The following is a 26,373-nucleotide window of genomic DNA, read 5'->3' as shown; positions in this document are numbered from 1 at the left end:
TTTTATGCATCCCATTCTTCGTCCATTTTGGCACGGACTTTATTTGTTTCGACACGTCCGAATGTTTTGGCTGTTTCGTTCGTGTATCGATTTGTCAGCATCGTGTCATTTGTATTGCGGACATCTTGAATGGCTTCATTAATTGCTTCGATGACATTGTTGACATTTTGTTCTGAAGCAGCTTGGTCGGTGATATCTTCTAGGAAATGATAGATCGCTCCTAGTTTTGTATAATTATTAATATCGTAAGCGATAGCTGGAACTTTTTCAGCAGCTGCTTCGATTTCAGCAACCGAACGTTTTGTCACACGTGCAGCACTTTCTTTAGACATCGCTTGGACAGTGATTTCTTTATTGTTTAAAGCAATCAAGCGGCTTGATTGTAATCCATGCGCTAAAAATGCACCTGAAATAGCATTTCCTGCAATCAATCCAATAACTGGATGTCCAGCTTGACGGAGTTTTGCATAAGCAGCAGCACTATTAGCCAAAGCCACATGAATACCGATCAATTCTTCGTTATAGCCGTATGCTTGGCTTGGTACATCGATCACAACGACGATTGGCCGTTTCACTTTTTTATCTTTATCTTCTTCGTAAACGTGATCCAAAATTTGTCCCATGCGGAAACCTTCAACTAAACCAACTTCACCGTTTCGTACACGGTACATCGGATTTTTAGGATCAGGTACGATCGAGGTCACGATGGCTTCTTCTATGAATTTACTTGATTTACCATAATACACAGTACTGATAGAAGAAGTTGGATTTTTCATGCCAGTTAGTGCCGCAAACCAATCGTAACCAACACTTTCTGCAGCTGGTTCATTTCCTTCTGCTACTTCTGGTAAGTCCATTGATTTTGCTTGATGGTTAGCAATCGCTTCATTGTAATCGTCAATGCTCATTGGTTTTGAAAGATCCAAAGAATCAAGTAATGATAAATAAAATGCTGAGCTTTCACTGCGATGCGTGTCTTTTCGTTCGTCCATTGCTGCGATGACAGCAGCTTTGATTGCTTCTACACTATCAGTCACTAATTCATCAATGATTTTTGATTCTACCCGTTGACGAGATCCTAATGTATTCCAAATCAAGTCTTTGTCACTAGAATCAAATTCTCGAACACCTGCTTCTTGTTCAATAACTTCTGGTCCATTCAAACCGACTCTCGCTTTTTTTGTTGCGATTAAATAACTCATCAATGCTGAAGTAATCGACATACCGCCAAATGATCCTACACGTCCTGGAATCAAACCGATGACTGGTACATATTGTTTTAGAGCAATGATTGCATTTCCGATTTCTGAAATAGATAACAGTCCGTAGTTCGCTTCTTGCAGACGAACACCGCCTGTATCTAGTACGATGACTGGAAAGATTTCATTTCCTTTTTTGTTTTCTTCTAATACATGTTCGAGTGCAGCAACGATTTTTGCACCGGAAACTTCACCGATACCGCCACCTTGGAATTTTCCTTCCATAGCGATTACTACTGCTTGTTTGCCATTGATCGTGCCACGGCTGACAACGATCCCGTCATCACTTTCAGGGACGATTCCTTGTGCTGGCAAACTTGGCGCGATGATTTGATCGAATGGATCAATCAATTCACGTCCATTGTCAAGTAGAGCGTTCACTCGTTCTCTGGCGTTTAATTCTACAAAACTATTTTTCATCTGAAAGTTCCTCCATTGCTTGCGTCAATCGTAGGTACACAACTCCTGGTGTAGCACCGAAGTCATTGATCACGATATCTGCTGAAATTGGATAACGATCAAAAAATCTCGTTAATACGTTGTTCCATACTTCTCCGAAGCCATCGCTTCCTGTACAGATTTTTACAGTAGATTCTTTTTTTTCTGTCGGAAACATCAAGATTTCCAAATCACCTGAACCGACCACTCCTACATGGATTTTCTTATTGATCGGCTGTTTCGTTGGATATTTATAAGCTAATTGTTCCATGGATCTCTCCCCTTTTTGTAAAACAGAGCATACACGTTCTGCTTATTCGTCTTTCTTCTTCCATCTGGGTAAATGGCGACAAAAGGTTTTCCTCGCCAATTTTATGACCAAGTTCTGAATTTCATTGGTGGTTCATACAGGCCATCTGACCATTCGATCAAATCATCGATGGTTTGTGCAGCTAATAATGAACGTTTCGCTTCACTACGTTTGATGCCTAGATCTTCTGGTAATTTCACGATGCCGGCTGCACGCAAACGGTCTAGTGATTCTTTAGTACTTGTCATCCCAAGAGGTGTGACACCGCCGATGGCTGCAATTGCTGCTTGTCGTTCTTCTTTTGTTTTTGCTTTGTACAAATAAGCAATTCCTTCTTCTGTCACGATATGTGTGGTATCCTCGCTATAGATCATCACTGGTGCATTGGCTAAGCCTGCTTGTTTTTGAACAGCTAGTGCATCTAATTCTTCGACAAAGACTGGTTTTTTATTTGAACCATATGTTTCAACCATTTGAACAACTAATTTTTGGCCTTTCCCTAATGGATCATCATTGTCGCGAAGTGATTGCCATGCTGGTGTAGAATGACGACGACCGCCAGGATTATGTCCCATGTTAGGCGCACCGCCAAAACCAGATAAACGTCCTTTTGTTACGGTAGAAGAGTTTCCTTCGTAATCTAATTGCAAGGTTGAACCGATAAACATATCGATGGCATATTGTCCTGCAGCTTGTGATAATGTTCGGTTACTGCGCATCGTGCCGTCTTTACCGACAAAAAAGACATCGGGGCGAGCAGCAATATATTTTTCCATACCAACTTCGCCACCAAAACTATGGATGCTTTCAACCCAACCTGATTCGATGGCTGGAATCATCGTTGGATGTGGGTTCAATACCCAGTTCTTCGCGATTTTCCCTTTCAACCCTAGTGATTCGCCATAAGTTGGCAGTAACAATTCGATAGCTGCTGTATTGAATCCAATACCGTGATTCAAAGATTGTACGCCGTGTTCTGCGTAGATTCCTTTGATTGCCATCATTGCCATTAAGATTTGCAATTCTGTGATGTTTTGAGGATCTCGTGTGAATAAAGCTTCTAATTGATAAGGTTGATCTGCTTTCACGACAACGTCTACCCAGTCACCAGGGATATCTACACGTGGTAAAGAATCGACAACTTCGTTGACTTGAACGATCACGATACCATCTTTGAAAGCTGCAGCTTCGATGATTGTTGGTGTTTCTTCCGTATTGAAACCTGTGTACAAGTTGCCGTCTTTATCTGCTTTATCTGCAGCTACTAAAACAACATTTGGAATCAAATCGATGAATAAGCGTCCATAAAGTTCCAAATAAGTATGGATATCACCTAATTTCATTGTGCCGTCTTCAATCATTTGGGCGACACGCAAGCTTTGTGCACCAGCATAAGAAAAATCGATCTTGCTTGCGATTCCTTTTTCAAAAATATTCAAATGTTCTGGTCGTGAGATACTAGACATAATCAAATGCAGATCATTCACTTTTTCTGCATCTACTTTTTCAAGACTTTCTGAAAGAAAACTTGCTTGTTTTTGATTGTCGCCTTCTAATACAACTTTATCGCCGGGAGCAATCAGTTTTTCCATTACTTCTACGATTTTTTCAGTTTCTACATACTTGCCATTGAGCAAGTTGCTGATTTTTTCCAATCGCTGCGCTTTTTTTTCGCGTTTAGAAGCCCAGTTGCGGTTTGGTTTTTCCATAATTAGTCATCTCCATTTTTGATATAGAAACGTGGCGTCATCAATACCATGTTGGTCTAGATTGATCGTACGGATCCCTTTATCTACACCAAATTTTGTATGAATCAGCTTTGTCAAAGTATTGCCGGGGGGAAATTCAATCGTCAGATCCATTCCTAATTCTTTTGCCAAGTCCATCATTTGGTTCCATTGCACAGGGAAAGCTAGGTTTTCCAACAAATCTTTACGAATCTCTTCTGCGTCCTGAGTGGCTCTTCCATCCGTATTTTTTATATACAAACATCTAGCATCAGATAGATGGACAGACTGCATATACGGCTTGAATTTCTTGACCGTATCATTCATCAAGAGACAGTGAGATGGCACAGGAACTTTCAGCAGCTTCGCTGTTTGCGCTTGGTGCCGTTTGGCTTCTGCCAACGTAACGGATAAACCTTCGATACTCCCAGATAACGTATGTTGCATCGGACAATTTTCATTTGACAGATAGACTGGGTGGTCAGGATCAAATGTTTTTGCTACAATTTCCTCTGCTTCGCTTCTCGTCACACCTACTACTACGCCCATTGCATAACCGCTTGGATAAGCTTCTTTCATTAAGACTGCGCGGTGATAGACTAGTTCCGCTGCATTCTCAAATGTCAAAGATCGACAAGCAACAGCTGCACAAAAAGCACCGATCGAATGTCCTGCTGCAATATCAGGCTGAATACCGTTTTTTTCCATTTCATCTAAATAAAATACTGCTTTTGTCAGTAATGCTAGCTGGATAAAAACCGTATCTTGATAGTTTTCTTCTTTATCAACTAACCGATACCCCGTCACATTTTCTAAACGTTCCATGTACATTTCAGGGATATCCGCTAACATCCCTAACTTCTGACTGCCTTGCCCAGGAAATAAGAAACCTGTACTCATGAGCCTCGCCTCCTTAGCACTTACTTTTTCCACTGCTATCTTAGTCAATTTCTGCTATAATAAAAAATGCCAAAAAAAGAAAAAACCATAACAAAAAGGTATGGATGGGATGGATAATTATGAAATTGCTTCATCTACAGTATTTTAAAAAAGTGTTCGAAACAAAAAATGTCACCCAAGCAGCCAAAGAATTATTTATTTCTCAACCTGCCTTGAGCCGTGCGATCAAACATTTGGAAAACGAATTAGGAGTCCCTTTGTTTTACCATAGCGGCAGAAATATTGAGACAACTGTTTATGCAGAAGAATTCTATCCATATGCAGTCAAGACATTAGACACATTAGAAGAAGGAATCAAATTATTGTCTTCGGTCAATGAGAAGATCGTTACTTCCGTCATTTTGTATTTAGAGGTAGCCTCTGTTTCTATTCCGAACTTGGTCCGAATATTTATGGAAAAGCATCCTGATATCCCATTAACGATCATGCAACATCATTTACCAGATGATATTACCGATCCTGTACTATACATCACTTCGGAGATGAAGCCTGGCATGACCAATATTCCTATCATGAAAGAACCTGTTTATGTAGCCATTCCTAAGAAACATCCTCTTGCGAAAAAAGAACATCTGCAATTAGAAGATATCCAACGCACCCCCATCTTGATGCTGTCAAAGAGCAATGCCTTCCGTCATACACTGGATGCAGCACTTGAAGCGAAAAGTATCGAATTGACGATCAGTTCGACGACAGATGATCCTGCGACATTACGTTCTATTGTCAAGCAAGGCTTAGCCGTTAGCTTTTTCCCAAAAGTTTCTTGGTCTTACGATAAAAATGATCCTTTCGTCTTGCGGGAAATCAAAGATTTGCCCTTGACACGAACAATTTATTTATCTTCTAGCTTCACAGAAGATCATCCTTTGATCAAAATGATTGCAAAAACGATGCGGGAATTTTATTTAGGAAAATAAAAAGAAAAGAGCTGGGACAAAATTCTTGTCGCAGCTCTTTTTTCGAATAAACGGTGTTCCAGAAGTAACTTCTTCAGAAATAAGCTCAAATTTCCCAAAAATTTGAGAAGCAATTTTCGTAAATTCCTTCTTATTCTTGAAGATAAACACTTCTGTCACAACCTCTTCTCTATTTTTCCTAGAATTCATTGCGTTGATTTGAAACTTCCATCAATCAAACCTGCTAGTTCATCTAGTTTTTCTATTTTACGTAGATCAACAGAGATCCAATGTTCTTTATTCATGTGATAGGCTGGAAAATATCCCTCTTTTCCTCGCAAAATTCCGCCAAGTTCAGGATCGACCTTCAAATCAAGGATATCGATGATCCTATGGTCACTTGCATCATCATAGATTTTTTCTTCTGGAACAGACATCAGGACCCCAAACCATTTTTTGCTTTTTTGATGTCTGAATACGCAATAATCAGGAAATTTTTTAAAAATATATTCTGGAGACAAATTGTATGTTTCATCGATGTGATCGATTAGTTCTTTTTTCGTTAGCATCTGCTTCCATCTCTTTCTTATTGATTCACTTTATTCAAAGATACCACGTAAGAATAGAAAAATGAATACTGGTTGAAAGATCAGTTGAAACTTGACCACCGTTTATTTTCTCCGTATTCTTAGAATAGAAGGGAGTCTGATTTATGTATTCACTAATGAAAAAAATCATTACCGAAAAAGATATTCGACGTCATGTTTCTTTAGTCGAACAATTGCTGAATCATACAAAGATAACCGTAAATGAATTAGCTGAAATCATAGGGACAACCGAACGAACGATTTTTTCTGACCTTCAATCTATTCGCTCTCAGCTGCCCGAAGGCTGGGACATCTTCAGCGATCAAGCAGGAATCAGTTTGCAAAACCATCAAAATTTATTAACAAATGACCTTTGGGAGATTTTTTTCAAACAATCAGTCAGTGTCGAACTGCTGAAAAATCTGCTTTTTACAAAAAAAGTTGCTGTCCCTGATTTTCTAGCGGATCACGGGCTTTCTTATGGGACATTGAAAAGACATGTGACTAAAATCAATCAGCGTTTAGCAAGTTACGACTTGCAGATCGATTTGACGAAATATACAGCTTGTATTCTTGGAAAAGAGCGTGCGATTCGTACTTTCTATCATCGATTGCTGATTCCTTTCACTCATAACAACTATTTTTTCGAGGATTATTCGATCCATGAATCCCATTATTTTCAATTTTTGAGAAACCTCAGTCAAACTGAACTAGCTGTTGAAACAGAAGAGATTTTCGGAACATGTTGGTTCTTTATCAATACGATCCGTATAAAAGCGAATTGCCGATTAGATTCTTCTATCCATATCAACAGCACACTCTCCTCCCTGTATGACTCTGCATTGAAAAAATTGTATTTAACGGAAGGTATTTATCTTAAAGACACTGAGCTTTCTTTTGCTTCTTTCTGCTTTCTGGAAAGTTGGAATTACAACAATAACTATGGACAAGAAATCGCTCGCTGCCTGCATCATTCTCCATTTTTAGAGGTCCTCGAAACATTTGTAGAGGAACTAGCTTCAGAGCTGTCTCTTGATCAACTAAAAAAAACATCTCTGACTGATAACTTGGCTCTCCTCGTATTAAAATATCATGAATCGCCGATACTGATCGAACCTTTGGAACGCCAATACCATCGTTTTTTAGAGACGTATGATCAGCAATATGCACACTTGTATCAGCAGAAAGAGAATTTACTGAACGATCTAAATAAAGAAATGGAAATCAATGAACCAAATTACTTTCTTCAACTCTTGTCTTTACTGATCCAACAAACGATTTTTTCTATCAAACCGAATTTGTTCAATGTCTATTTTATTTTCCAAGGAGAACCTTCATGGAAGGCGTTCTTGCAGCAGGAATTAAAAGATTACTTGGGAAAACGTGTCTGCTTCTTACCTATCGAACTAACCGATCTTTCCACTATTTCTTTTGAAAAAACAGATATCTTGATTTCCAATTTCCCTCTGGATTCTCTAGATATCCCTATTGTATACATTTCTTCTATTCCAACGAAAAATGAGCTCAATCGTTTGACTGAACTCACTTTCAAAACTTTTTTATAGTAACGGCTAGCGACTGAATTCTCTAGCTGTTTTTTCTTTTTTGCGAAACAGTTTATTCATGATCCCTTTTTCTATTTCTACAACTAAGAATAGAAGAAACACATTTGCCCCAATCAATAACTGTTGTGTCATCGTTAAACTTACTGTACCGATCAGCTGCTGGCCGCTTGGCAGAAAAATAACCATCCCCTGCAATAAAGCAAGGATACCCAATGAAAGAAAAAGCGCTTTGTTTTGCAAAAGACCTTGGTTCAACGACGGCTTGGACAACTCTCTGCAATTGATCATGTAAACAGCTTGAGCTAAGACGATATTTTGCAGAAGAATGGTTTGCTGTAAGCTTTGCCCTTCAAATTGCATAGCCAATAAATAGGAAGGAACCATGATCAGTAGTGCGACATAGATGATCCGAAACAAGTGATAACCTGATAGGATTCCTTGCTTTGGATCTCTTGGTGGACGCTTCATGATTTCTGGATCTGGCGACTCGAACCCTAATGCATAAGATAAAGTGATTGTCGTTACCATATTGACCCATAAAATCTGTACTGGGGACAAAGGTAGCGGCCGATTCAGTATCAGCGCCCAAATCAAGATCAATCCTTGAGCTAACGCAGTTGGTAAGAAGAAATTGATGGTCTTTTGCAAGTTATCCAAAATACGCCGACCTTCTTTTACGGCTTTTGCGATCGTATGGAAATTATCATCTCCTAAAACCATATCAGCTGCCTGTTTGCTTACTTCACTACCTTTGATTCCCATAGCGATTCCTATATCGGCTCTTTTCAAAGCAGGTGCATCATTTACGCCGTCTCCGGTCATTCCGACGATTTCTCCATTTTTCTGCAAAGCTTTCACGATTCGCAGTTTGTGTTCTGGTGTCGTTCGAGCAAAGACATCGACTTTTGGTACTTGTCGAGTCAACTCTTCTTCAGACATAAGATCCAAATCGATCCCTTCTAAAACTTTAGCAGTATGTTTCAAGCCAATTTGTTCCGCGATCGCTTTTGCTGTATCTTTGTGATCCCCCGTAATCATTTTCACTGAGATTCCTGCTTGTTGGCATTCCTTTACAGCTTTGACTGCACTTTCTTTTGGCGGATCGATCAACCCAGCAATCCCTGCAAAAGTTAATTGGGTTAAAGTCTCATGCGTGAGTTCCTGTTTCGAATAACAAGCTGAAAGCAATGGCCGCAAAAAATACCAACAAAGCAAGGTCTTTATATCTTGGTATAGTGTTCCGTTTCTTTTCTTTAACAAATTGAATATGTGCACATAAGATCGAAGACCACACAAATAGAAAACAACTCGTTGTCATACCTGCCAAAAGCTGAAAAAACAATCGACTATCAGCGACAAAAAAATGTAGACAAAGGCCTACAAGAAATAACGTTCCTGTAATCAAAATACCGTGTAAAGGTACGCCTTTCTTAGAAAGCGCACAAAACCAAGGGGGCAGACTTTTTTCTTTTGCTGTTTGATATAAGATCCTGCTAGTACTGTAAACCGCACTATTTGCCGAAGACAAAGAAGCAACCAGAATCATCAGATTGACGATTGCTGCCCCGCTTTGGCAATGGATCATTTGCAACATAGTGACTAAAGGACTTTCTTTTAAATCTAAACAATGCCATGGAACAACGAATAAAATCGACAGAATCGTTCCTACATAGAAAAAGAGGATACGCCAAGGCAGACAGTTGATTGCATTTTTCAAATTCTTTTGTGGGTCACTCGTCTCACCAACTGTTAATCCGATCATTTCAATTCCAGCAAAACTGAATAAAACCATAGGAAATGAAGCAATCATTCCAGCAAAGCCAAACGGGAGTAATTCATTGAGCTGTCCAAAATTTGCTTTGATTCCGATAGACTGGGTATGAAAATATGAGACGCTCAAACCTATACCCAATAAAATAAAAAGAACAATCCCCAAAATCTTGATGATTGAGAAAAAAGATTCCAATTCGCCAAACCATTTGACGGCAACAAGATTGACTGCCATTAAGATCATTAATGCACTACCTCCGCTTATCAAAGCTGGTACATGTACAAACCAGAAATGGATATACAATCCTATTGCTGTCAATTCCGCAAGTCCAGCTCCAAGCCAGCAAAGCCAATAAGTCCAATTGACAAAAAAGGCCCACTTTTCACCCAAATAGTAGTCAATGAAATCACTGATAGAGTTAAATTTACTATTTGCTAAAAACAAATCACCCATAGCCCGCATCAAGCCATAAATAGCCACACCGCATATCAAATAGACGAGAATAACAACTGGTCCTGCCAGTGCAATTGCCTTTGCTGAACCTAAGAATAATCCTGTTCCAATTGCGCCACCTAGTGCGATTAACTGGATATTTCGATTAGTTAGAGTCCGTTTCATTGCCGGTTTTTCCATCAAGTTCACCTTTTTCTTTTTCAAGCAGCATGGCGACTTCCTGTTCCCAAGAAGGTTTCTTTATTTTTTCAATACATAGTGGTACTACAAACAAAATGACACTGATGGCTGTGACTGCAATTAGATTGATCCATGTTCCAGCTTTCATCGTCAGTCCGACAGAAAAGCCGATTGCCGCAAATAAAACAATAACGATCGCCCAGACGCCAAGATTGCTTTTGTTCTCTTTTTTTCCAATTCTGAATGGACGGTTCAACTTTGCATGTGTATAACGTAATCTCAAAACCGAGATCCCCATAATGACATAGACGATACAATAGATTACAGTAGTTGAATTAACTAGCATCAAAAATGCTTGATTGACGCCAGGAATCAGCAAATAAAAAAGTGCAAAGATTGAGATAATGACAGATTGAGTCAAAATAACGGATTTGGATACGTCAAATTGATTTGTCTTCCAAAAATTGAATTTTGGTGGATACGCACCTTTTCTAGCACTTTCTGTCACTGTCTTTGCAGGTCCTGATGCCCAAGCAGATAATTGGACGGCCACACCGATGAAGACAAGCAAACTAAACAGATTCACAATAAGATGCGGCAAACCGAGAATTTGGCAATAAATCGAAATAGATTGTGCGATATTATTCAATTCCATTTGACCTTTTGGTACGACATTTGCTACAACCAAAGCATTCAAAATATTGACGAAAAATATAAAAATCAGCGCGGCAAATACCCCACGAATATACGTTTTCACTGGATTCTTCAATCGAGTGATATACACGGAGGACATTTCGATGCCAGTAAAAATAAACATGATCGGCGCAAAATAAACAAATGAGGATGCAGTCGTACTATCTGGTATTACTTTGTCCCATGAAAAATTGCCTAATGTTCCGGTTGGTACGATTCCAACTTTGAACCACGCAGCAAGCCCTAATAAGAGCATCATCGTCAAAGGCACATATAGACCTAACCAAACACCGATTTTTCCTCCGATTTTTGCCATGTCGAATGTTAAATTCAAAAAAATGATGATCCAATAAACAACTAAAATAACAACTAATGTAAATTTGCTGTTCAGCCCAAGCGGCACATTATCGATAATATTACCAAACAACGGAGCGAGTGCTGAAGCAACCATCACCATCCCTGGAAACATTTGGACCCATAACAGCCAGGAGACAACGAATCCCCATTTTTTTCCTAGAGCATTCGATACCCAAAGTTCTGGACCACCTTTTTGAGGAAACATTCCGGCAAATTCACCAGAGATCAATGAGATCGGAAAGGCATATAACAATACGGCAACCAGCATGTAAAAAATCATCGTCCAGCTCGTTGCTGCCACATCTGGAATATTTCGTACACTTGCTACAAGGGCACAGGTCATCCCGATAAAGGTCATGGTCGTGATTTGTTTTGATGAACCAGCATCTTTCATCTTTATTCCTTCTTTCTTTCAATAGCGACATGTTTTTCGTTTTCTTTTATTTTTGTTCAAGAACAAAAGTGACAAGGCTTCATCGATTCAGTACAAAACCCAGTATCACCGAAACATCCATTGAACGAACTTAGTGAACTGGGTTTGATACATGAAACGAACGAACCAACTATAGAAAGATTTATAAAAAAGAATGTCTTGCTGAGGAATATATGAAAAACAGGGGGAAATACAACTGTTTTGATGAGGCAAATAATTGTCTGTTCTCCATATGTCTCTTGCTATTCTTTCACACAAAAATCAGTTCTATTTGATGATTTCGTTTAGTTTCTTTTCCATTGCTTTCGCGATTTCTTTTGTATAAAAATTGAAAATTCGATCATCATTCAAATAAGGAGTCATGATAGCCGCACGTAGCAGAGTGATTTGCTGTTCTTTTTGCCATTCTTCTTTCGATAGACCCATTCTTTCAATAAAACGGATCGGAGAATCACCGTAATCTTCTTGTGTAAATGTCGTATGAGAAGTAATAAACCGTTCACCATAAACATCGCCATCCATATAAGAAGACCGATCGAACATTTTTTCATTTAATTCATTGATAGCGTTCAAATCTGCACAATCTTGTACTTTAAATACCCAATTGACCATATTAAAATCAGGATGATTCAGTGGATAGACTTCGATCGTTTTTCCTTTTACAGTAAAGTGTAATTGTTCTAAAAATTCTCTGAATCTTTGAGCTGCTTCGATTGATGCACCAATCAATTGACCATATCCGGTCACATTCAATGGTAATACACGATGAGCTGTCCAGACTGCAGCAGCCGTCGCTCCTGCTTTTGAGCCTTCTAAAATATAAGCACCTAGCATATCTGGTGCTTCGACTGATTTTTCAAACACATATGGTGCAAAATAAGAAATGATATTTCTCATATTTTTATGTTTGATCACGATTCCTCCAGCAGCATAAGGGACATAGCCCATCTTATGCGGATCAATCGTGACAGAATCCGCTTCTGAAATAGCTCTGAATCCTTCATATACCTCTTTGTCGATCGTTACGTAATGGTGGAATACATGATGCTCTTCAAAGAATTCAGCTAAGGAAGCATATGGCACAAATTCTCCTGCTTCGTTTAAAAACAGTGAACGCGCGTACCCGCCATATGCAGCGTCAACATGTAAATAGAAATAGGTACCTTCATCTTTTAACTTTTCTCTTAACTGGATGATTTTATCTACACTGTCTACTTGTCCTTCTTCTGTTGTTCCTACGACAGCAACCACACCTAGAATCGGGATTTTTTGATCAGCTAATTCACGAATTGTTTTTTCCAAAGCGTTGATATCCATTCGATAATCCTCTTGAACTGGGATAGCAACCATCTGATCTAAGCCGACTCCGCAAATATCTAACGCCTTCATCCAAGAATAGTGTTTTGTTTGAGGAACCAGCCATTTCCCTAATTTTTGGATATTCTTTCCGCTACGAGAAGAAGCGGCTTTGACCTTATCCATCTCTTCATCCGTAAAGCTTTCGGTCATTTCCAAAATTTCTTCAACAGACAGATTCAAAAGAGCCCACTCAGACATGTTTTTCACTTTTTCAGGCAGAATTTCTTTGACAGCTAAAGGAATCGATTTGATGCAACGGGCGTACCATAATCCTTCAAGGTTAGCAATAGAACCATCTGCTGTAATATGTCCCCATCCGTCTGCCATGTTGAATAGTGAGGCAAAATCCTGTCCTACTTCTGCTTCCATCTGCGAAGTTGCCATAGAAGATTCTAGTGCAACGTTATTGGGATTCCATAGCATCGCATAATTGTAAGCTAATAAAGCAGGCATCAGTGTTTCAGCGTTCATTTGTCCCCAGTAACGGCCTGCTGAATGCCAGGGGATCGATCCTGCGCGTAATCGCTGACTGACTTCATCCAAGACTTCTATCATATGGTCGCGGGTGGCTAGATAATCTGGAGTTAGCTTATCTCCTTCGCTAATTGCAGGCATATCTGAAGGAATATAATTTTCTCTCCAGCCAAGATGTTCATCTACCATCTTGTTCAACAACATTTTGTAAACTGGTCCATTTTCAGCTTTGTCGCCTATAAAGACGGCCTTGATATCCATATCTTTCATGTTTCTTCCCTCCATATTTCGTTGGTCAATGTCTCGCAGATACATGTGCTTATCTGTAACACCTCTTCACTATAGCGCCAAAAATGAGAAAATTTTTTTTATAACATCAGATTCACGTAGAATATTTCAAACAAAAATAAATAAAGTCGGATTTTTCTGATAATTGAACGTGGAAAAACGAACAATTTTTTAATAAATCAGACTTCTAAAATGGATAGTCTAAAAAAAACGAACAAATAACTTAAATGACCATCATTCATTCATCAACTGTATTTGCATTCCTTTTTCTTGTTATAAATTCACAATCTATTTTCTAATGAAAATATTTATTTTTCAATTTTTATAACATAAAAATCTTTTATTAACGGAATTTACAGGCTTTTTCAGAAATTAATTGATGATTTCCAAAAGAAAACATGTCATAATATTTTCCATATTGTGCAAAAAAATACAAGATGGAGGCTTTACTATGATTGAAGAATATATTGAGAAGAATATTTTGAGACAGCTGTTTTTATGTGGACAATTCTATGTAAATAAAGAAGTCAATCTAGAAAAGCTCTCCAATCTTCTACATGTTTGCAAAACCACTTTACTCAATGATATCAATAACATAAAAAAAGAATTTGAAGAACAAATTGTTTATACACATCGGGAAAAGGATTGTTACACTTTATATTTTTCAGAACATATACCTCGATGTAAGATCATGCAGCAATTAACCCAAAATTCGTTGTTTTTAAAAACTTGCCTGCTTTATTTGGAAGAAGATGAACCTGATTATCTCCAATTAACTGAGTGTGAATTCATCTCTGTCAGCAAAGCTTACTCCTTAAAAAAACAAGTATTGGCTTATTTTCATGATTGTGGGATCGAAATCGACCGCTACTCCCCTCGATTCACTGAAATGGAAAGACGTCTGTTGCTTCTTAATGTGGCTTATCGTTTAGGCAGCTTTAAGTCCTGGGAGCTACCTGAATCGTTTTTTGAACGTGCGGATCGTTTCATTGAATCTGTAACGGAGAATAGCGGTAGATTTTATGATAAAGAAAATAAAGAAATCTTATCGATTGGTTTTGCTATTAGTTTCTTGCGCCAACAGTTGTGTACGGTGACAATAGATCCAACATTTATCGAAGAAATCAAAAAACGTCCTATTTACAATTATGTCGAGTCAGCATGGGAAACCACTGATTTCCAAACCTATTATAAAAAAGAAGAATTTGTCTTTATTTTGACACTGTTCAATCTTTGTAATTATGGTTTCCATTCTTATCAGTTGATTGCGGAAGATTTTCAACAGCTACACCAAGTGTTTATTGATAATACTCCCGAAATAAAAGAACTAGTTGCTACCTTTGAAACTCATTTCCGTCAAGAATTATTCGGGAATCAGCCATTTGAACGTGCACTGATTCATCTGATGCGTTCGGCTTGGGATAACTATCAATTATTCATGCCGGAAAAATTTTATCTTCTAAATGAGGAACAGGCAAATTTATATAAAGACGTCCAAACACTTTTTTCCAGTTGGGCCAAACGGCTACCTTATGATCTACGGTTTAATCCTAATTGCATGCGAGCTTTTGTCATCGAATTGAGTGGAATTCTCCGTCTGACAAAAGAACGTCTGACTATCTATATCGTCACAAATTCGGATGTTCATTATCTGATTTATCGGGAAGCCTTGGAAGCTGTAACTACTTTCGATTTTCAAGTTGCACCAACAATCTATGCAAGTATATCTGATATAAAGAAGTATGCAAAGCAACCTTCGAACCGAGTGTTATGTGAACGTACATTATATACACCGGATGCAGTCCAATATGAGAATATTATTCCTATTTCAATCAATACGATCGAACGAGCAATCGTTTCAGCTGTGCAAAATAAATAAGAGGCTGTGATAAACATCATGTCACAGCCTCTTATTCTGAATAAACAATATTCCAAAAGTAACTTCTTCGGAAATAAGCCGAAATTTTCATAAATTTCTTCTTATTCCTTGAATCTGCCCACTTCTTAACAACCTCTCGATAAACGGCGGGCTCATAACCTCACTTATTTGGGACATCTACTGGCCCGATTTCTTTATTTAAAAAATAAGAAATGATCGTTCGGATAACTACCAATGCAGCTAGCTGGAAAATATCCTGCAAAGTAGGTTTGATAATCGATTCGATGATCCCAGCCGAAACAAGAATTTCTAAACTTAGGAGTATATAACCTCCCAACATCTTTTTAATAGCATTGTTCTCACTGACTCGGTCGTTTTTCGCTTCTGTATGGACAAATAAGTATTTCAAGAAATCCTTAATCGACAGACAAACTCCCCAAATCAATAAACAGATAGCAAAAATATCAAGTCCCAGTACAAGTTTTTCAAAATATGGAAGAAGAAACTGCATCAACTCTGTCGTCATCCCATCTCTCCTCTTCTTTGTTTCTCTTTGTCTTCTATTTCCTGATTCAAGAAATAAGAAATGACTGTTCGAATGATAATAATAAGTGCAAGCTTCAAAATATCTGTCCAAGTCGGCTTGATAACTGACTCGATGATATCAGCAACGACTAGTACTTCCAAGCTTAACAAAATATAACTTGCTAACAGTTTTCTTGTATCTGCATTACGAGTATTACGTTCTGCATAGTTTTTCTTGACATGAGACCAATCAAAAAGTTTGAATAGAACAAGAACGATCCCAGCAACTAATATACCGATAGAACAAATATTTAAAATAGCAATGATCCATTCTAGAAATTCAATCAAATTTGAGTGAAACATATAAGCTACCTACTTTCTTTTAATTTGTTCCTATTCTTTTATTGTAAAAGAAAGAGACCTTGTTCGTCTATTTAAAAGTTGTTTTATTGATCACACCTTGCCTAAAATCCTCCTCTTCCCGTTCTCATTCTTCACCATCCATACATCATGGAAGTATCCAAAACAACATAGCAAGTTAAAATAAGGCTTAGTCCGTCATCAGCTTTTCAAAGTGGCACTGTCTCGCGCTTTTTTTACCCAAATTTCTAAAAATAGAACCATACATCTCCTCAAAACTTTTCTTCTTCCCTACCCTATTACTAATTACAGGAAAATCAGACACTTCTTCTTTTTTGTCAAAAATTCCTTTTTCTTCTCACCCTATCATTTGGCATTCTCATAAAAACGAACTATCCTTGGATATAGAAAGAGAAAGCAAGGAGGCGTTTTTCATGAGTAAAAAATTAATCAAAGTCGGCATCGGTTTAGGTTTGCTTGCCCTTGGCGCTGCATATCTAGGAAAAAAAACAGGGCTATTCGAAGATGACAGTCATTTATATGATGAATTTGAATCCATCTAGCATCCTATTTCGTTGAATCACTACGGACATACTTGGAAGACATTGGAGGAATCACAATGAGAAAAAGTAAAGCAATAATGATTGGTGCCGGTATTGCCAATATGGCAGCGGCTGTTTATTTGATTCAAGAAGGCAAATGGAAAGGGGATCAGATCACCTTTTATTCATTGGATGATCACGGTTCAAATGATGGTGCACCGACCGACACTGTAGTGGATGAATATTGGAATAAAAATCATCCATTAGAAAACCAAAAAGGCTATATTGCTCGAGGCGGTCGCATGCTTAATTACCGTACCTATGTAGATTTGATGGATCTATTAAGTCGAATACCTTCTGTTACTGAGCCAGGAATGACTGCTGAAGAAGATACGAGAGATTTTGATGCAAAACACCGTACCTTTGACAAAGCACGTTTGATGGAAGGTGGTAAAGGGATCATTGACGGCGGAAAACTGGGCTTCAACAACAAGGACCGTATTCTTCTGACTAAACTGATTGCCATGCCTGATTCAGAAGAAGAAAAACTAGACAATATCACTATCGAAGAATATTTCAAAGATGATCCACACTTTTTTGAAACAAACTTCTGGTTTATGTGGGAAACAACATTTGCTTTCAGAACACGTAGTTCTGCTCAAGAATTGCGTCGCTATATGCATCAAATGATTTATGAATTCACTCAAATCGAGCATTTAGTGGGCGTCAATCGAACACGTTACAATCAGTACGAAAGTATCATGCTTCCTTTGATCGAGTACTTGAAAGAACAAGGATGCAAAATCATTTTGAACCGCCGTGTCACTGACTGGGAATTCAAAGATACACCGATGCAAGATGAAATCACTGTCACTGGTTTGAAAATGACTAATACATTGACTCAGGAAGAGGAACATGTCACGGTAGATGAAGATACAGCGGTCATTTTCACGAATGGTTCCATTACAGATTCAGCTACTTTGGGAGATTACGAAACACCAGCTGTAGAAAATATGGACTATGGTGCAGCTTCTAGTCTCTGGAAAAAAGCCAGCGAACGTTTCTATAACTTAGGAAATCCCGATAAATTTTTCGCGGATCGAGATGCGAGCGAATGGGTCAGCTTTACTCTGACGACGAAAAACCACCTGTTATTGAATGAAATCACCCGTATCACGACTCAAGAACCAGGAAATGCCTTGAATTCATTTATTTCAACTACACCGATCACGCCATTAGGCCAAAAAGATGTCAATATGTCTATCGTCGTGCATCATCAACCGCATTTTACGTCTCAAAAACCAAATGAAACAGTTATTTGGGGTTATTTCCTTTATCCAAGACGACGTGGCGAATTTGTGGATAAACAGTATATTAAGATGAACGGAAAAGAAATGTTGGAAGAACTGATCGGACAACTTTCAAAAGTAGATCCTGGTCCAGTGAATATTCGGGAAAAAGAAACAGAGATTTTCGACAGCGTAATAAATAATATCCCTGTCTATATGCCTTATGCTTCTGCATTATTTAATAACCGTGCAAAAAGTGATCGACCAAAAGTCATTCCTAAGCATTCAACCAATCTGGCCTTTACAGGAGAATTTGTTGAGCAGCCTTATCAGATGATCTTTACTGAACAAAGTGCTGTACGTTCTGGAGAAATCGCTGCTTTCCATTTTGCGGGCATCCCTATGTCCCGTCTTGTCAAAACACCGCGTTACGACAAAGACATCCCTACTCTAGCTCGTGCCGCAAAAAAAATGTTTGAATAATCAGGAGGTTGTGAAAAAGCTGCCTTGCATCAAGTAATAAGAACAGCCAAGCAAAAACAGCTACTTATGTTTTTGACTTGGTTGGACTTATTACCGCAGATGCAAGATTTTGAACACCGTTTACCAAGAGGTTGTGAAAAAGTCGTTTAGTTTCGAGTATTAAGAAAAATTTTGTGAAAATGGTTCCTCACATTTTTACATAAATTTGGCTTAATACCGAGAAACTGGCTTTTGAACACCGTTTACCAAGAGGTTGTGAACCTACCGTTTAGCTCTGAGTCACAAGAAGCAATTTCAAAAAATAGCTTCCTATGTTTTATGAATATTGTGACTTTTGACTGAGGAGTTGGTAGGAGAACACCGTTTATTCATAATAAGAGGTTGTGACAGATTTCACGTCACAACCTCTTATTATTTATATTCGTTTCTTTTTGAAAAAACCTTTTTTTCAGTATTCACTCTCTTGCCAATCCACCATAATCCAGCTGCTATCACTACTTCAACGATTGCTACTACACTAAAAAATTGGATGAATGACAAAATATATGTGTCTAACAAATGTTGCAGTGCTTGGGTTCGAATATCTAACTGACTGGTCATATCGTACAAATAGAGACTGACTGACAGACTTAATAATTGGAAGCCCGCACCTCCTATCACCACTGCAAATGACCAAAGAACTTTCTTCCAAGACATTCTGTATAAGTAAAACACTCCGCTCAGCAATACAAGTAAGATACTACTGATCACTGGAAGAAAAGAAACCATTCGCTCTCGTATCGTCAATATCTGATCGATGAACGACATCAAATAAATTGATTGTATTCCTCGTCGAAAAATCCCAGAAGTCATATAGATGAGTAAATTGTTTTCTTCACTAGCAAATGGATCATCCTCTGCTTCTTCTTGTTTGTATGTATTGATTATCTCTTGGAGCTTTTCTTCTACTTCTTTTTCTCCGATCAGCTCTGCTGGTTCTTTTTCATATCTGTTGCGGATGAAAAGCTCGATATTTTTTTGTACTAGTTCTTCAGAAACAATCTTTTCCAATGCTTCAGCCGGAGCTCCGATTTCATAATGATAGCTTTGGATCTCTCGATTGATCTCAGCAGCTACTTTTTTCGCATAGTCCGATTGCATGTTTTGCTCTAACATAAAATGTTGATTTGCCAAGGTGCTTATTAAACAAAGCATAACAGTCAGGCAAAACAGGCAGACAGAACTAATCATAACAATGATCCGTTTATTCCATTTATTTTGAATTTGTTTCATTACGCCTCCTCGTATTTGTTTTTTCACTGAAACGAATGATGGTTGGTTATTGTTTAAATAGTTAAAATGATTCAATAGTTCAACTATACTTTACTGTACGTAAGGATACAATGAAGGCACACTCCTTCTTTTTCTAATAAAAAAAATTTTTGGAACTCTTGCTTTTTTGAGGATTTTTATGTTGAGAAAAAAGCGTTTCATTATCAAAAAGATAAGAACTCCTTTAGAATGAAACTATCTGTAGTACCAATAATGCAGACAATTTTGTGAATCTGAAAGGAGCATCTCCAATGAAAGCAGTCACTTGGCAAGGAAAACAAAAAATGGAAATCAGAAACGTAGATGATCCAAGAATATTAGAACCAACAGACGCAATCATCCGTATCACAGCAACCGCCATTTGCGGATCCGATCTGCATCTTTACCATCATGGTGAAGCAGTTTTGGAAAAAGGGTATGTTGTAGGTCACGAACCTATGGGAATCGTTGAAGAAGTAGGATCACAAGTTCAAACATTGAAAAAAGGGCAACGAGTAGTTATCCCTTTTAATATCAGTTGTGGTCATTGTCATTTCTGCCTGAATCACATGGAAAGCCAATGTGATGAATCAAATCCAGATCAGTTATATGGCGGGCTTTTCGGTTTTGGCAAGTTGAATGGCAATCATTGGGGTGGGCAAGCAGAATACCTAAGAGTGCCTTATGCAGACTCTACTTCATTTGTCGTTCCAGATAATAATCTTCCTGATGAAAAAGTTTTGTTTTTATCAGATATTTTGCCTACAGCTTATTGGAGCGTTGAAAATGCAGGCGTAAAAAAAGGCGATACAGTTGTGATTCTAGGATCTGGTCCAGTCGGTCTATTTGCTCAAAAATTCGCTGTAATGGCTGGAGCAGAGCGCGTGATTGCAGTGGATCCAGTACAACATCGTTTAGATAAAGCGGCTAATTACAACGGCGTGGAAACTTATTTCTTAGAGGACACAGCACAAGCTGGAACGGAATTGTATGAGTTGGCTAAAGGTGGTGCCGATGTCATCATCGATTGTGTAGGAATGGATGGGTTAGAACCTGTAAAAGAAAAAGCAAAAAATTTGGTGAGCCTACAAAGCGGCACGATTTCTCCATTACAGATGGCTTCGCAAGCTGTCAAAAAATTCGGAACCGTCCAAGTAACTGGTGTGTATATGACGCCAGCTTCTTCTTACCCGCTTCAAGAGTTTTTTATGCGAGATATTGCGGTCAAGCATGGACAGGCACCAATTATCCATCTGATGCCGAAAATCTACGAAATGATTGCAGAAGGACTATTTGATCCTACACAAATCATTACTCATTCGCTACCACTGGAAGAAGCAGCACAAGCATATGAGATCTTTGACAAAAAAGAAGATAAAAATATAAAAGTTGTTTTGAAACCTTGAAATCAGTAAAAAATACAGGTGATTTTCTTTATGCCCAAAATCAAACGAAATACCCATGAGATCGAAATAGGAAAAGAAGAAGATATCGAAATACGAGGACGTCGCTTCCGCTTCTATTTCCAAAACCGTTACACATTGATCTCACTAGCTGTCGACTTATTAACCGGGATTTTCTATATTTTTGGAAGCCTTGCTTCCTTAACTAAAATCCCCGATCGATATGGCACCTATTTTTATTTGGCTGGTGCTGTTTTCTTGACGATTCGTCCTATTCTCAGAATCGTTAGGAACATTTTTATTTACGACGAGAAAAGAACAAGGAAAAAGCATGGGAAGGCAGTTTAGCCTTCTCCATGCTTTTTTGTTATTCTTGTGTTGTGCATATTTCGCATACTGCGATTCGAAAAAATTTCTAAGTATAGAACAATTTTTCGGTTTCCTTCTCTATATACTCACGTCTATGCTGTTTCATGTATCTACTCTTACAGCGTCATTTGGTACACTCGCACAGGAATTCCTTCATTATCCTGAGCCATCCCGATAAACTGCCAATTGTATTTTTCATAAAAATCCGTATGATCCGTCACAAGGTAAAGCACCTTTACGCCCATTTCTGCAAAGTCTTGCTTGATCGTTTCTAAAATCATTTTGGCAATCCGTTGGTTTCGGTAGTCTTTTTCAACAAACAGCGCACAGACATTCGGAGTCAAATCTACCCGATCATGAAAATCATTGTCAACAACACCTGCACCTGCAATAATCTCTCCCCATTCATTCAATACCACATACCATTGCGGAACCGATGTGTTTTTTCTCGTGCTTGCTTGGATACTTTCTTCATAAACAGCAACTGGCAGATGCCATTTTGAAGCAAACCATTCGGCTGTTTCTTTTATCAACGTCGGTCGATCCCGCAATTTTATGACTGTTCTTCTCTCCATTTGTACTCTCTCCCATTCATATTTGGTCTATTATAGCACCTTGTATTTCAAATAGCTTTTCAATCGCTCGATTTTTTTGAATGAATGGGATTCTTTATTTATACACAAATTTCAAGACAAATATACCTCGATTTTCTCATTCATTATTCGATCCTAAGTTTTAAATTACTTGTTTCCATAAAAAAAACAGAACCAGATAACCGGTTCTGCTTTCTTTTTTCATTAAGCATCCAAAGCTTCTTTTCTTCTTTCTTGGATCGTAGCTACCTTGACGAACGGCAGATAGATCAAAATAGAAAGGAGCAGATTGACAGCGGCCAGTACACCACCTGCAATACTCTTCGTTGCCAATACACCGCCAATAACTGGTGGTGTTACCCATGGTGGCATAACAGTAGCTGCTGGCACTAAACCTGTAGAAGTCGCAAAGTACGCAACACTAACTAAGACCATTGGTGTCAAAATAAATGGAATGAACATGATTGGATTCAATACGATCGGTAAACCAAACATCGTTGGTTCATTGATATTGAAAACACCTGGCGCAATCGACAAGTTTGTTACAACCATATACGGTTTGTTTTTACGTCCTACTAAATAAATAGCTAACAGTAAACCTAATGTTGCACCTGTTCCTCCTAAATTGACAAAGCTGTCGAAGAAAGGTTTGTTCACGATAAATGGTGCGCTATGTCCAGCTGCGATCGCATTGACATTTGCTTCGATTGCCGGCGCATTGATCGTTTGCATCAAAGGATCGACCATATTCGCCCCGTGTAAACCAAAGAACCATAAGAATGGTGTGATAAATGCAAGCAATAATGCAGATGGATAAGAGTTCGCAAGTCCCATAAATGGTTCTTGGACCACTGTATAGAACGAACCTACGATATCATCAACCCCAAATGCAGCAAAAATTGCAGCAACTAAAGCAAAGGCAGAGATAGTGATCATTGCTGGCAGTAATGAAGCAAATGCTTTCGCAACTGCTGGTGGCACACCATCAGGCATTTTGATGATCAATTTTTCATTTCCGCTTAAACGTACAAAGATTTCTGTTGAAATAATCCCAACAATAATAGCAATAAACAAACCGTTTGAGCTCATACCTAATGCTCCGCCTAAAGCAAAGAAAGAGCCTAAAGAAATCACACCTGCGGAAACACCGTCTTTTCGGTAGCCGTTAGCTAAATGATACGCAAGTAAGAAAGCAATCAAGACAGAAAGAATGGCAAATGTGCCGTTCCAAGCTGCAGCCCCGAATCCTTTCCATGATTCACCGCCAAAAATTGAATTCATCAATTCTTGGAATCCGGGAATCGGTAAGTTATTGATCATTACTGCTAATGCTCCTAAAATCATTAACGGCATACTCACCATAAATGAATCCCGAATCGCAACTAAATGCCGTTGTGCACCAATTTTTGATGCGACAGGTATAAAATGTTTCTCCATAAATGCAACAAATTTATCCATAAATCTTCCCTCTTTTCTTTACTGTGAATTACGCATCCAACCGACGATACAGATCAATGATTTCTTTTGCTAAATCTGTAAAAGCAATAGATGTCATCAGGTGATCTTGACTGTGAACCGTCAAAAGTGTTACTTCAACGTGGTTTCCTTGTGCTTCTTGCGTCAGCATCTCTGTTTGAGAGTGATGTGCTTGGACTAAAGATTCCTCTGCATCTTTGATTTTTTCATCTGCTAAAGTGAAATCTCCTTTTTTCGCAGCAGCAATCGCTTCCATTGCATCGCTTTTTGCATTTCCGCCAAACATGATCAGACCCATGATGGCTTCTAGATTTTTTTGATCTTCCATTTCTTGTTTCCTCCGATATTTTTATTATTTGTTTATTAGTTTTTCTGCTTGGTCGAGTACTTTTTCACCATTCATCATGCCATAGTCAGCCATATTGATCACATCTAAAGGAATGCCTTTAGGTGCTAGCTTTTCAGCAAATTGATTTTGCATAAAACGTACTTGCGGACCTAAAAGTAAAACGTCTACATTTTTAGATTCTAGTTGATTATCTGCATCTGAGGCAGAGACAGCAAAGATATCTGCTTCCATTCCTTTTGCTTCTGCTGCTTTTTGCATTTTTGTGACTAGGAGGCTTGTACTCATTCCCGCTGAACATACAAGCATGATTGTTCTCTTTTCCATTTTAAACACGTTCCTTTCTATTCTTACACTTGTATATAAAGCAAGTAGTGTGCCAACTTTAAAAGCGCTTTAAAAAGTTGATAATATCACGTTTATGGTCTATACCAAGTTGCATACACACTAAAAAAGAAAGCGCACACTAAACACACAAATTCTTTTTTATTGTATTTATTTCTTTTAACGTGCACAAAAAAAGTTGTGACAAGTCTTTTGTCACAACTTTTTTGAATACGAGGTCAAAATGCTACTTTCACAACCTCCTTTATTCCAAATAACCATCAAATACAATCAATATCTTCGAAAAACTTCTAGTTATTTATAGGATTCATTAGGCAAGTTTAATTCTCTCTTATCAATCAGAGACTGATACCATGAAGCAGACTTTTTCAATATTCTGCTCCGTTCATCGTTCAATTCGATTCGAACTAATCCATATCGATTCTTAAATGCATTCATTGGTGAAACACAGTCAGTGAATGCCCATAGCATATAACCTTCGCAATTTGCACCTTCTTCTGCTGCTTTGATCAAATAACGCAAATGCTGTCCGATAAATTCGATACGATAGTCATCTTGCACGATCCCTTTCTCATCCATGTACTGTTCTTCATGTTCTCTTCCCATACCATTTTCTGTTATCAGCCAAGGGATATTATGATAATTTTCTTTTAGATACATGGCTATATCGTACATGATTTTTGGATAGATCTCCCACCCTCTAGAATTGTTCATTTTCTTTCCAGGTAAATCAAAGACTTCATAATATCGTTCTGGATGGAAAGGTGTCTCTTCATTCCATTGGTAACGAGGAGCACGAACGCGTTTAGGGTAATATTGATTGATCCCAAGGAAATCTACTGTATGATGCTGAATCGTTTCTAAATCCTCTGTTGCAGGATCGAAATAAATCGATTGTTTTCGACACAACTCTAGGAACTCTTCTGTGTAGTACCCTTTTACCATCGGATCAAAAAATACTCGATTATAAAACAGATCATACATATAAGCAGCTTTTTGGTCTTCTGGAGAACTGGAACGAGCATAGACCATCTCAGGATTTAAAATACAGCCAATCCTTCCGCCATAATTGCCACTATGGTAAATTTCTACAGCTTTAGCCGTTGCTAATACTTTGTGATAATTCCACATCATCCATTTTTTTGTGTTTTGTTCATGCGGCCAGCGAACAGCATCCAAATAGCAACGCGTTTGGGGAACGATTGGTTCGTTGAATGTAAACCAGTTTTTTACCCTGTCACCGTAACGATCAAAAGCAATCTTTGCGTACTTAGCATAAAAATCAACCACTTTTCTTGAAGACCAGCCATCATATTTTTCCAAAAGAAAAGCAGGGACTTCGTAGTGTTCTAAACAAATCATCGGTTCTACGTCTGCTTCGATCAAAGAGTCGATCATTTCACTTATATGCTGAGCATATTCTTCATCTACTATACAATTCTCGTAATCAGTGAAAAAACGAGCCCAATTGATAGAAGTCCGATAATGTGTCAGATGGATGGATTTCATCAAATCTACATCCTGTTGGTACTGCTCCATAAAATTAGTTGCTACGGCTGGACCATACCCATTATGCCAAACAAAATGTTCATTTTTATACCAGCTATCTATAAACGAATCCTGTCCTTCTTTTTTTCCTTTCCAACCTTCCGTTTGCCAAGCAGAAGATGCTGCACCAAGAATAAAATTTTCTGGAATAGTAATTTTCATGATTTCCTCCTGT

Annotated in this window: 22 protein-coding genes and 2 pseudogenes; 7 read left to right on the top strand and 17 right to left on the bottom strand. The window is 38.3% G+C overall.

Going from position 1 to position 26,373, the window contains the following annotated elements; all coding sequences use genetic code 11:
- Nucleotides 1-2 precede the first annotated feature (2 nt).
- The 4 genes from mdcD to QK255_RS01650 form a co-directional block, all read right to left on the bottom strand.
- Nucleotides 3-1,679, bottom strand: coding sequence for a biotin-independent malonate decarboxylase subunit beta (gene mdcD / locus QK255_RS01665; RefSeq protein ID WP_002292524.1), 1,677 nt, complete (start codon nt 1,677-1,679; stop codon nt 3-5).
- Nucleotides 1,669-1,968: a malonate decarboxylase subunit delta gene (locus QK255_RS01660; protein WP_002292523.1), complete on the bottom strand. Its 300-nt coding sequence runs from the start codon at nt 1,966-1,968 to the stop codon at nt 1,669-1,671. The genes mdcD and QK255_RS01660 overlap by 11 nt, the downstream gene beginning before the upstream one ends.
- A 101-nt stretch (nt 1,969-2,069) precedes the next feature.
- The gene (gene mdcA, locus QK255_RS01655; protein WP_002292522.1) at nt 2,070-3,716 is read right to left on the bottom strand and encodes a malonate decarboxylase subunit alpha; all 1,647 of its coding nucleotides are present in this window, start codon (nt 3,714-3,716) and stop codon (nt 2,070-2,072) included.
- Nucleotides 3,717-3,722: 6 nt separating this feature from the next.
- Nucleotides 3,723-4,634, bottom strand: a complete 912-nt coding sequence (locus tag QK255_RS01650) for an ACP S-malonyltransferase (protein WP_002292521.1) — start codon at nt 4,632-4,634, stop codon at nt 3,723-3,725.
- Nucleotides 4,635-4,753: 119 nt separating this feature from the next.
- On the opposite strand from QK255_RS01650, the gene QK255_RS01645 reads away from it, so the two are divergent.
- Nucleotides 4,754-5,611 (top strand): LysR family transcriptional regulator, encoded by an 858-nt coding sequence (locus QK255_RS01645; protein WP_002292520.1) that lies wholly within the window; start codon nt 4,754-4,756, stop codon nt 5,609-5,611.
- A 185-nt stretch (nt 5,612-5,796) separates the two neighbouring features.
- On the opposite strand, the gene QK255_RS01640 is transcribed toward QK255_RS01645, so the two are convergent.
- Nucleotides 5,797-6,159: an MmcQ/YjbR family DNA-binding protein gene (locus QK255_RS01640; protein WP_002292517.1), complete on the bottom strand. Its 363-nt coding sequence runs from the start codon at nt 6,157-6,159 to the stop codon at nt 5,797-5,799.
- Nucleotides 6,160-6,302: 143 nt separating this feature from the next.
- On the opposite strand from QK255_RS01640, the gene mafR reads away from it, so the two are divergent.
- Nucleotides 6,303-7,742: a global transcriptional activator MafR gene (gene mafR / locus QK255_RS01635; protein ID WP_002292515.1), complete on the top strand. Its 1,440-nt coding sequence runs from the start codon at nt 6,303-6,305 to the stop codon at nt 7,740-7,742.
- Nucleotides 7,743-7,748: 6 nt separating this feature from the next.
- Here the strand turns inward: mafR and QK255_RS01630 are convergent.
- The 4 genes and pseudogenes from QK255_RS01630 to tdc all read right to left on the bottom strand — a co-directional run.
- A pseudogene (locus QK255_RS01630) lies at nt 7,749-8,912 on the bottom strand (HAD-IC family P-type ATPase); the annotation flags it as partial.
- Nucleotides 8,899-10,146, bottom strand: a pseudogene (locus QK255_RS01625) (amino acid permease); the annotation flags it as partial. The pseudogenes QK255_RS01630 and QK255_RS01625, both read right to left, overlap by 14 nt.
- A complete protein-coding gene (locus QK255_RS01620; RefSeq protein WP_283341574.1) occupies nt 10,112-11,590 on the bottom strand; it encodes an amino acid permease in 1,479 nt (492 codons plus the stop codon). The pseudogene QK255_RS01625 and the gene QK255_RS01620, both read right to left, overlap by 35 nt.
- Before the next feature lie 306 nt (nt 11,591-11,896).
- Nucleotides 11,897-13,732 carry a tyrosine decarboxylase gene (tdc, locus tag QK255_RS01615; RefSeq protein WP_002292510.1) on the bottom strand — a complete coding sequence of 612 codons (1,836 nt, stop codon included), beginning with the start codon at nt 13,730-13,732 and terminating at the stop codon, nt 11,897-11,899.
- A 469-nt stretch (nt 13,733-14,201) separates the two neighbouring features.
- Between tdc and QK255_RS01610 the strand changes: the two genes are divergently transcribed.
- Nucleotides 14,202-15,629: a helix-turn-helix domain-containing protein gene (locus QK255_RS01610; protein WP_002292509.1), complete on the top strand. Its 1,428-nt coding sequence runs from the start codon at nt 14,202-14,204 to the stop codon at nt 15,627-15,629.
- Between the two features lie 160 nt (nt 15,630-15,789).
- Here the strand turns inward: QK255_RS01610 and QK255_RS01605 are convergent, their stop codons facing one another.
- Nucleotides 15,790-16,155, bottom strand: a complete 366-nt coding sequence (locus QK255_RS01605) for a DUF1622 domain-containing protein (protein ID WP_002292507.1) — start codon at nt 16,153-16,155, stop codon at nt 15,790-15,792.
- Entirely contained in the window at nt 16,152-16,517 is a 366-nt protein-coding gene (locus QK255_RS01600; protein ID WP_002292505.1) for a DUF1622 domain-containing protein, read from the bottom strand. The genes QK255_RS01605 and QK255_RS01600 overlap by 4 nt, the downstream gene beginning before the upstream one ends.
- 431 nt (nt 16,518-16,948) lie before the next feature.
- Between QK255_RS01600 and QK255_RS01595 the strand changes: the two genes are divergently transcribed.
- On the top strand, nt 16,949-17,077 hold the full coding sequence (locus QK255_RS01595; RefSeq protein WP_002287569.1) for a hypothetical protein: 129 nt from the start codon (nt 16,949-16,951) through the stop codon (nt 17,075-17,077).
- A gap of 56 nt (nt 17,078-17,133) precedes the next feature.
- Nucleotides 17,134-18,828, top strand: a complete 1,695-nt coding sequence (locus QK255_RS01590; RefSeq protein WP_002292503.1) for an oleate hydratase — start codon at nt 17,134-17,136, stop codon at nt 18,826-18,828.
- Between the two features lie 411 nt (nt 18,829-19,239).
- On the opposite strand, the gene QK255_RS01585 is transcribed toward QK255_RS01590, so the two are convergent.
- Nucleotides 19,240-20,100 carry a hypothetical protein gene (locus tag QK255_RS01585; protein ID WP_002292501.1) on the bottom strand — a complete coding sequence of 287 codons (861 nt, stop codon included), beginning with the start codon at nt 20,098-20,100 and terminating at the stop codon, nt 19,240-19,242.
- A gap of 290 nt (nt 20,101-20,390) precedes the next feature.
- Between QK255_RS01585 and QK255_RS01580 the strand changes: the two genes are divergently transcribed.
- Both QK255_RS01580 and QK255_RS01575 read left to right on the top strand, forming a co-directional pair.
- Nucleotides 20,391-21,524 carry an alcohol dehydrogenase catalytic domain-containing protein gene (locus tag QK255_RS01580; RefSeq protein ID WP_002292500.1) on the top strand — a complete coding sequence of 378 codons (1,134 nt, stop codon included), beginning with the start codon at nt 20,391-20,393 and terminating at the stop codon, nt 21,522-21,524.
- Nucleotides 21,525-21,554: 30 nt separating this feature from the next.
- On the top strand, nt 21,555-21,869 hold the full coding sequence (locus QK255_RS01575; protein WP_002292499.1) for a YrhK family protein: 315 nt from the start codon (nt 21,555-21,557) through the stop codon (nt 21,867-21,869).
- A 137-nt stretch (nt 21,870-22,006) separates the two neighbouring features.
- Here QK255_RS01575 and QK255_RS01570 read toward each other — a convergent pair whose 3' ends face one another.
- The 5 genes from QK255_RS01570 to QK255_RS01550 form a co-directional block, all read right to left on the bottom strand.
- A complete protein-coding gene (locus QK255_RS01570; RefSeq protein WP_002292498.1) occupies nt 22,007-22,465 on the bottom strand; it encodes a GNAT family N-acetyltransferase in 459 nt (152 codons plus the stop codon).
- Between the two features lie 222 nt (nt 22,466-22,687).
- Nucleotides 22,688-23,941 (bottom strand): PTS sugar transporter subunit IIC, encoded by a 1,254-nt coding sequence (locus tag QK255_RS01565; protein WP_002292497.1) that lies wholly within the window; start codon nt 23,939-23,941, stop codon nt 22,688-22,690.
- A gap of 28 nt (nt 23,942-23,969) precedes the next feature.
- Nucleotides 23,970-24,287, bottom strand: a complete 318-nt coding sequence (locus QK255_RS01560) for a PTS lactose/cellobiose transporter subunit IIA (RefSeq protein WP_002292496.1) — start codon at nt 24,285-24,287, stop codon at nt 23,970-23,972.
- Between the two features lie 24 nt (nt 24,288-24,311).
- Nucleotides 24,312-24,632: a PTS sugar transporter subunit IIB gene (locus QK255_RS01555; protein ID WP_002292494.1), complete on the bottom strand. Its 321-nt coding sequence runs from the start codon at nt 24,630-24,632 to the stop codon at nt 24,312-24,314.
- A 312-nt stretch (nt 24,633-24,944) separates the two neighbouring features.
- Entirely contained in the window at nt 24,945-26,360 is a 1,416-nt protein-coding gene (locus QK255_RS01550; protein WP_024636016.1) for a glycoside hydrolase family 1 protein, read from the bottom strand.
- Nucleotides 26,361-26,373 lie beyond the last annotated feature (13 nt).

It is taken from the genome of Enterococcus sp. ZQ21 (assembly GCF_030053755.1).
Classification (GTDB): Bacteria; Bacillota; Bacilli; order Lactobacillales; family Enterococcaceae; genus Enterococcus_B; species Enterococcus_B lactis.
Note: the sequence above shows the minus strand (reverse complement) of the source record. Positions and strands in the feature narration are given on the sequence as shown.

Bases quoted from the DNA above. Each gene is read 5' to 3' on its own strand.
- mdcD (WP_002292524.1), bottom strand. From the start codon at position 1,679: ATGAAAAATAGTTTTGTAGAATTAAACGCCAGAGAACGAGTGAACGCT.
- QK255_RS01660 (WP_002292523.1), bottom strand. From the start codon at position 1,968: ATGGAACAATTAGCTTATAAATATCCAACGAAACAGCCGATCAATAAG.
- mdcA (WP_002292522.1), bottom strand. From the start codon at position 3,716: ATGGAAAAACCAAACCGCAACTGGGCTTCTAAACGCGAAAAAAAAGCG.
- QK255_RS01650 (WP_002292521.1), bottom strand. From the start codon at position 4,634: ATGAGTACAGGTTTCTTATTTCCTGGGCAAGGCAGTCAGAAGTTAGGG.
- QK255_RS01645 (WP_002292520.1), top strand. From the start codon at position 4,754: ATGAAATTGCTTCATCTACAGTATTTTAAAAAAGTGTTCGAAACAAAA.
- QK255_RS01640 (WP_002292517.1), bottom strand. From the start codon at position 6,159: ATGCTAACGAAAAAAGAACTAATCGATCACATCGATGAAACATACAAT.
- mafR (WP_002292515.1), top strand. From the start codon at position 6,303: ATGTATTCACTAATGAAAAAAATCATTACCGAAAAAGATATTCGACGT.
- QK255_RS01620 (WP_283341574.1), bottom strand. From the start codon at position 11,590: ATGAAAGATGCTGGTTCATCAAAACAAATCACGACCATGACCTTTATC.
- tdc (WP_002292510.1), bottom strand. From the start codon at position 13,732: ATGAAAGATATGGATATCAAGGCCGTCTTTATAGGCGACAAAGCTGAA.
- QK255_RS01610 (WP_002292509.1), top strand. From the start codon at position 14,202: ATGATTGAAGAATATATTGAGAAGAATATTTTGAGACAGCTGTTTTTA.
- QK255_RS01605 (WP_002292507.1), bottom strand. From the start codon at position 16,155: ATGACGACAGAGTTGATGCAGTTTCTTCTTCCATATTTTGAAAAACTT.
- QK255_RS01600 (WP_002292505.1), bottom strand. From the start codon at position 16,517: ATGTTTCACTCAAATTTGATTGAATTTCTAGAATGGATCATTGCTATT.
- QK255_RS01595 (WP_002287569.1), top strand. From the start codon at position 16,949: ATGAGTAAAAAATTAATCAAAGTCGGCATCGGTTTAGGTTTGCTTGCC.
- QK255_RS01590 (WP_002292503.1), top strand. From the start codon at position 17,134: ATGAGAAAAAGTAAAGCAATAATGATTGGTGCCGGTATTGCCAATATG.
- QK255_RS01585 (WP_002292501.1), bottom strand. From the start codon at position 20,100: ATGAAACAAATTCAAAATAAATGGAATAAACGGATCATTGTTATGATT.
- QK255_RS01580 (WP_002292500.1), top strand. From the start codon at position 20,391: ATGAAAGCAGTCACTTGGCAAGGAAAACAAAAAATGGAAATCAGAAAC.
- QK255_RS01575 (WP_002292499.1), top strand. From the start codon at position 21,555: ATGCCCAAAATCAAACGAAATACCCATGAGATCGAAATAGGAAAAGAA.
- QK255_RS01570 (WP_002292498.1), bottom strand. From the start codon at position 22,465: ATGGAGAGAAGAACAGTCATAAAATTGCGGGATCGACCGACGTTGATA.
- QK255_RS01565 (WP_002292497.1), bottom strand. From the start codon at position 23,941: ATGGATAAATTTGTTGCATTTATGGAGAAACATTTTATACCTGTCGCA.
- QK255_RS01560 (WP_002292496.1), bottom strand. From the start codon at position 24,287: ATGGAAGATCAAAAAAATCTAGAAGCCATCATGGGTCTGATCATGTTT.
- QK255_RS01555 (WP_002292494.1), bottom strand. From the start codon at position 24,632: ATGGAAAAGAGAACAATCATGCTTGTATGTTCAGCGGGAATGAGTACA.
- QK255_RS01550 (WP_024636016.1), bottom strand. From the start codon at position 26,360: ATGAAAATTACTATTCCAGAAAATTTTATTCTTGGTGCAGCATCTTCT.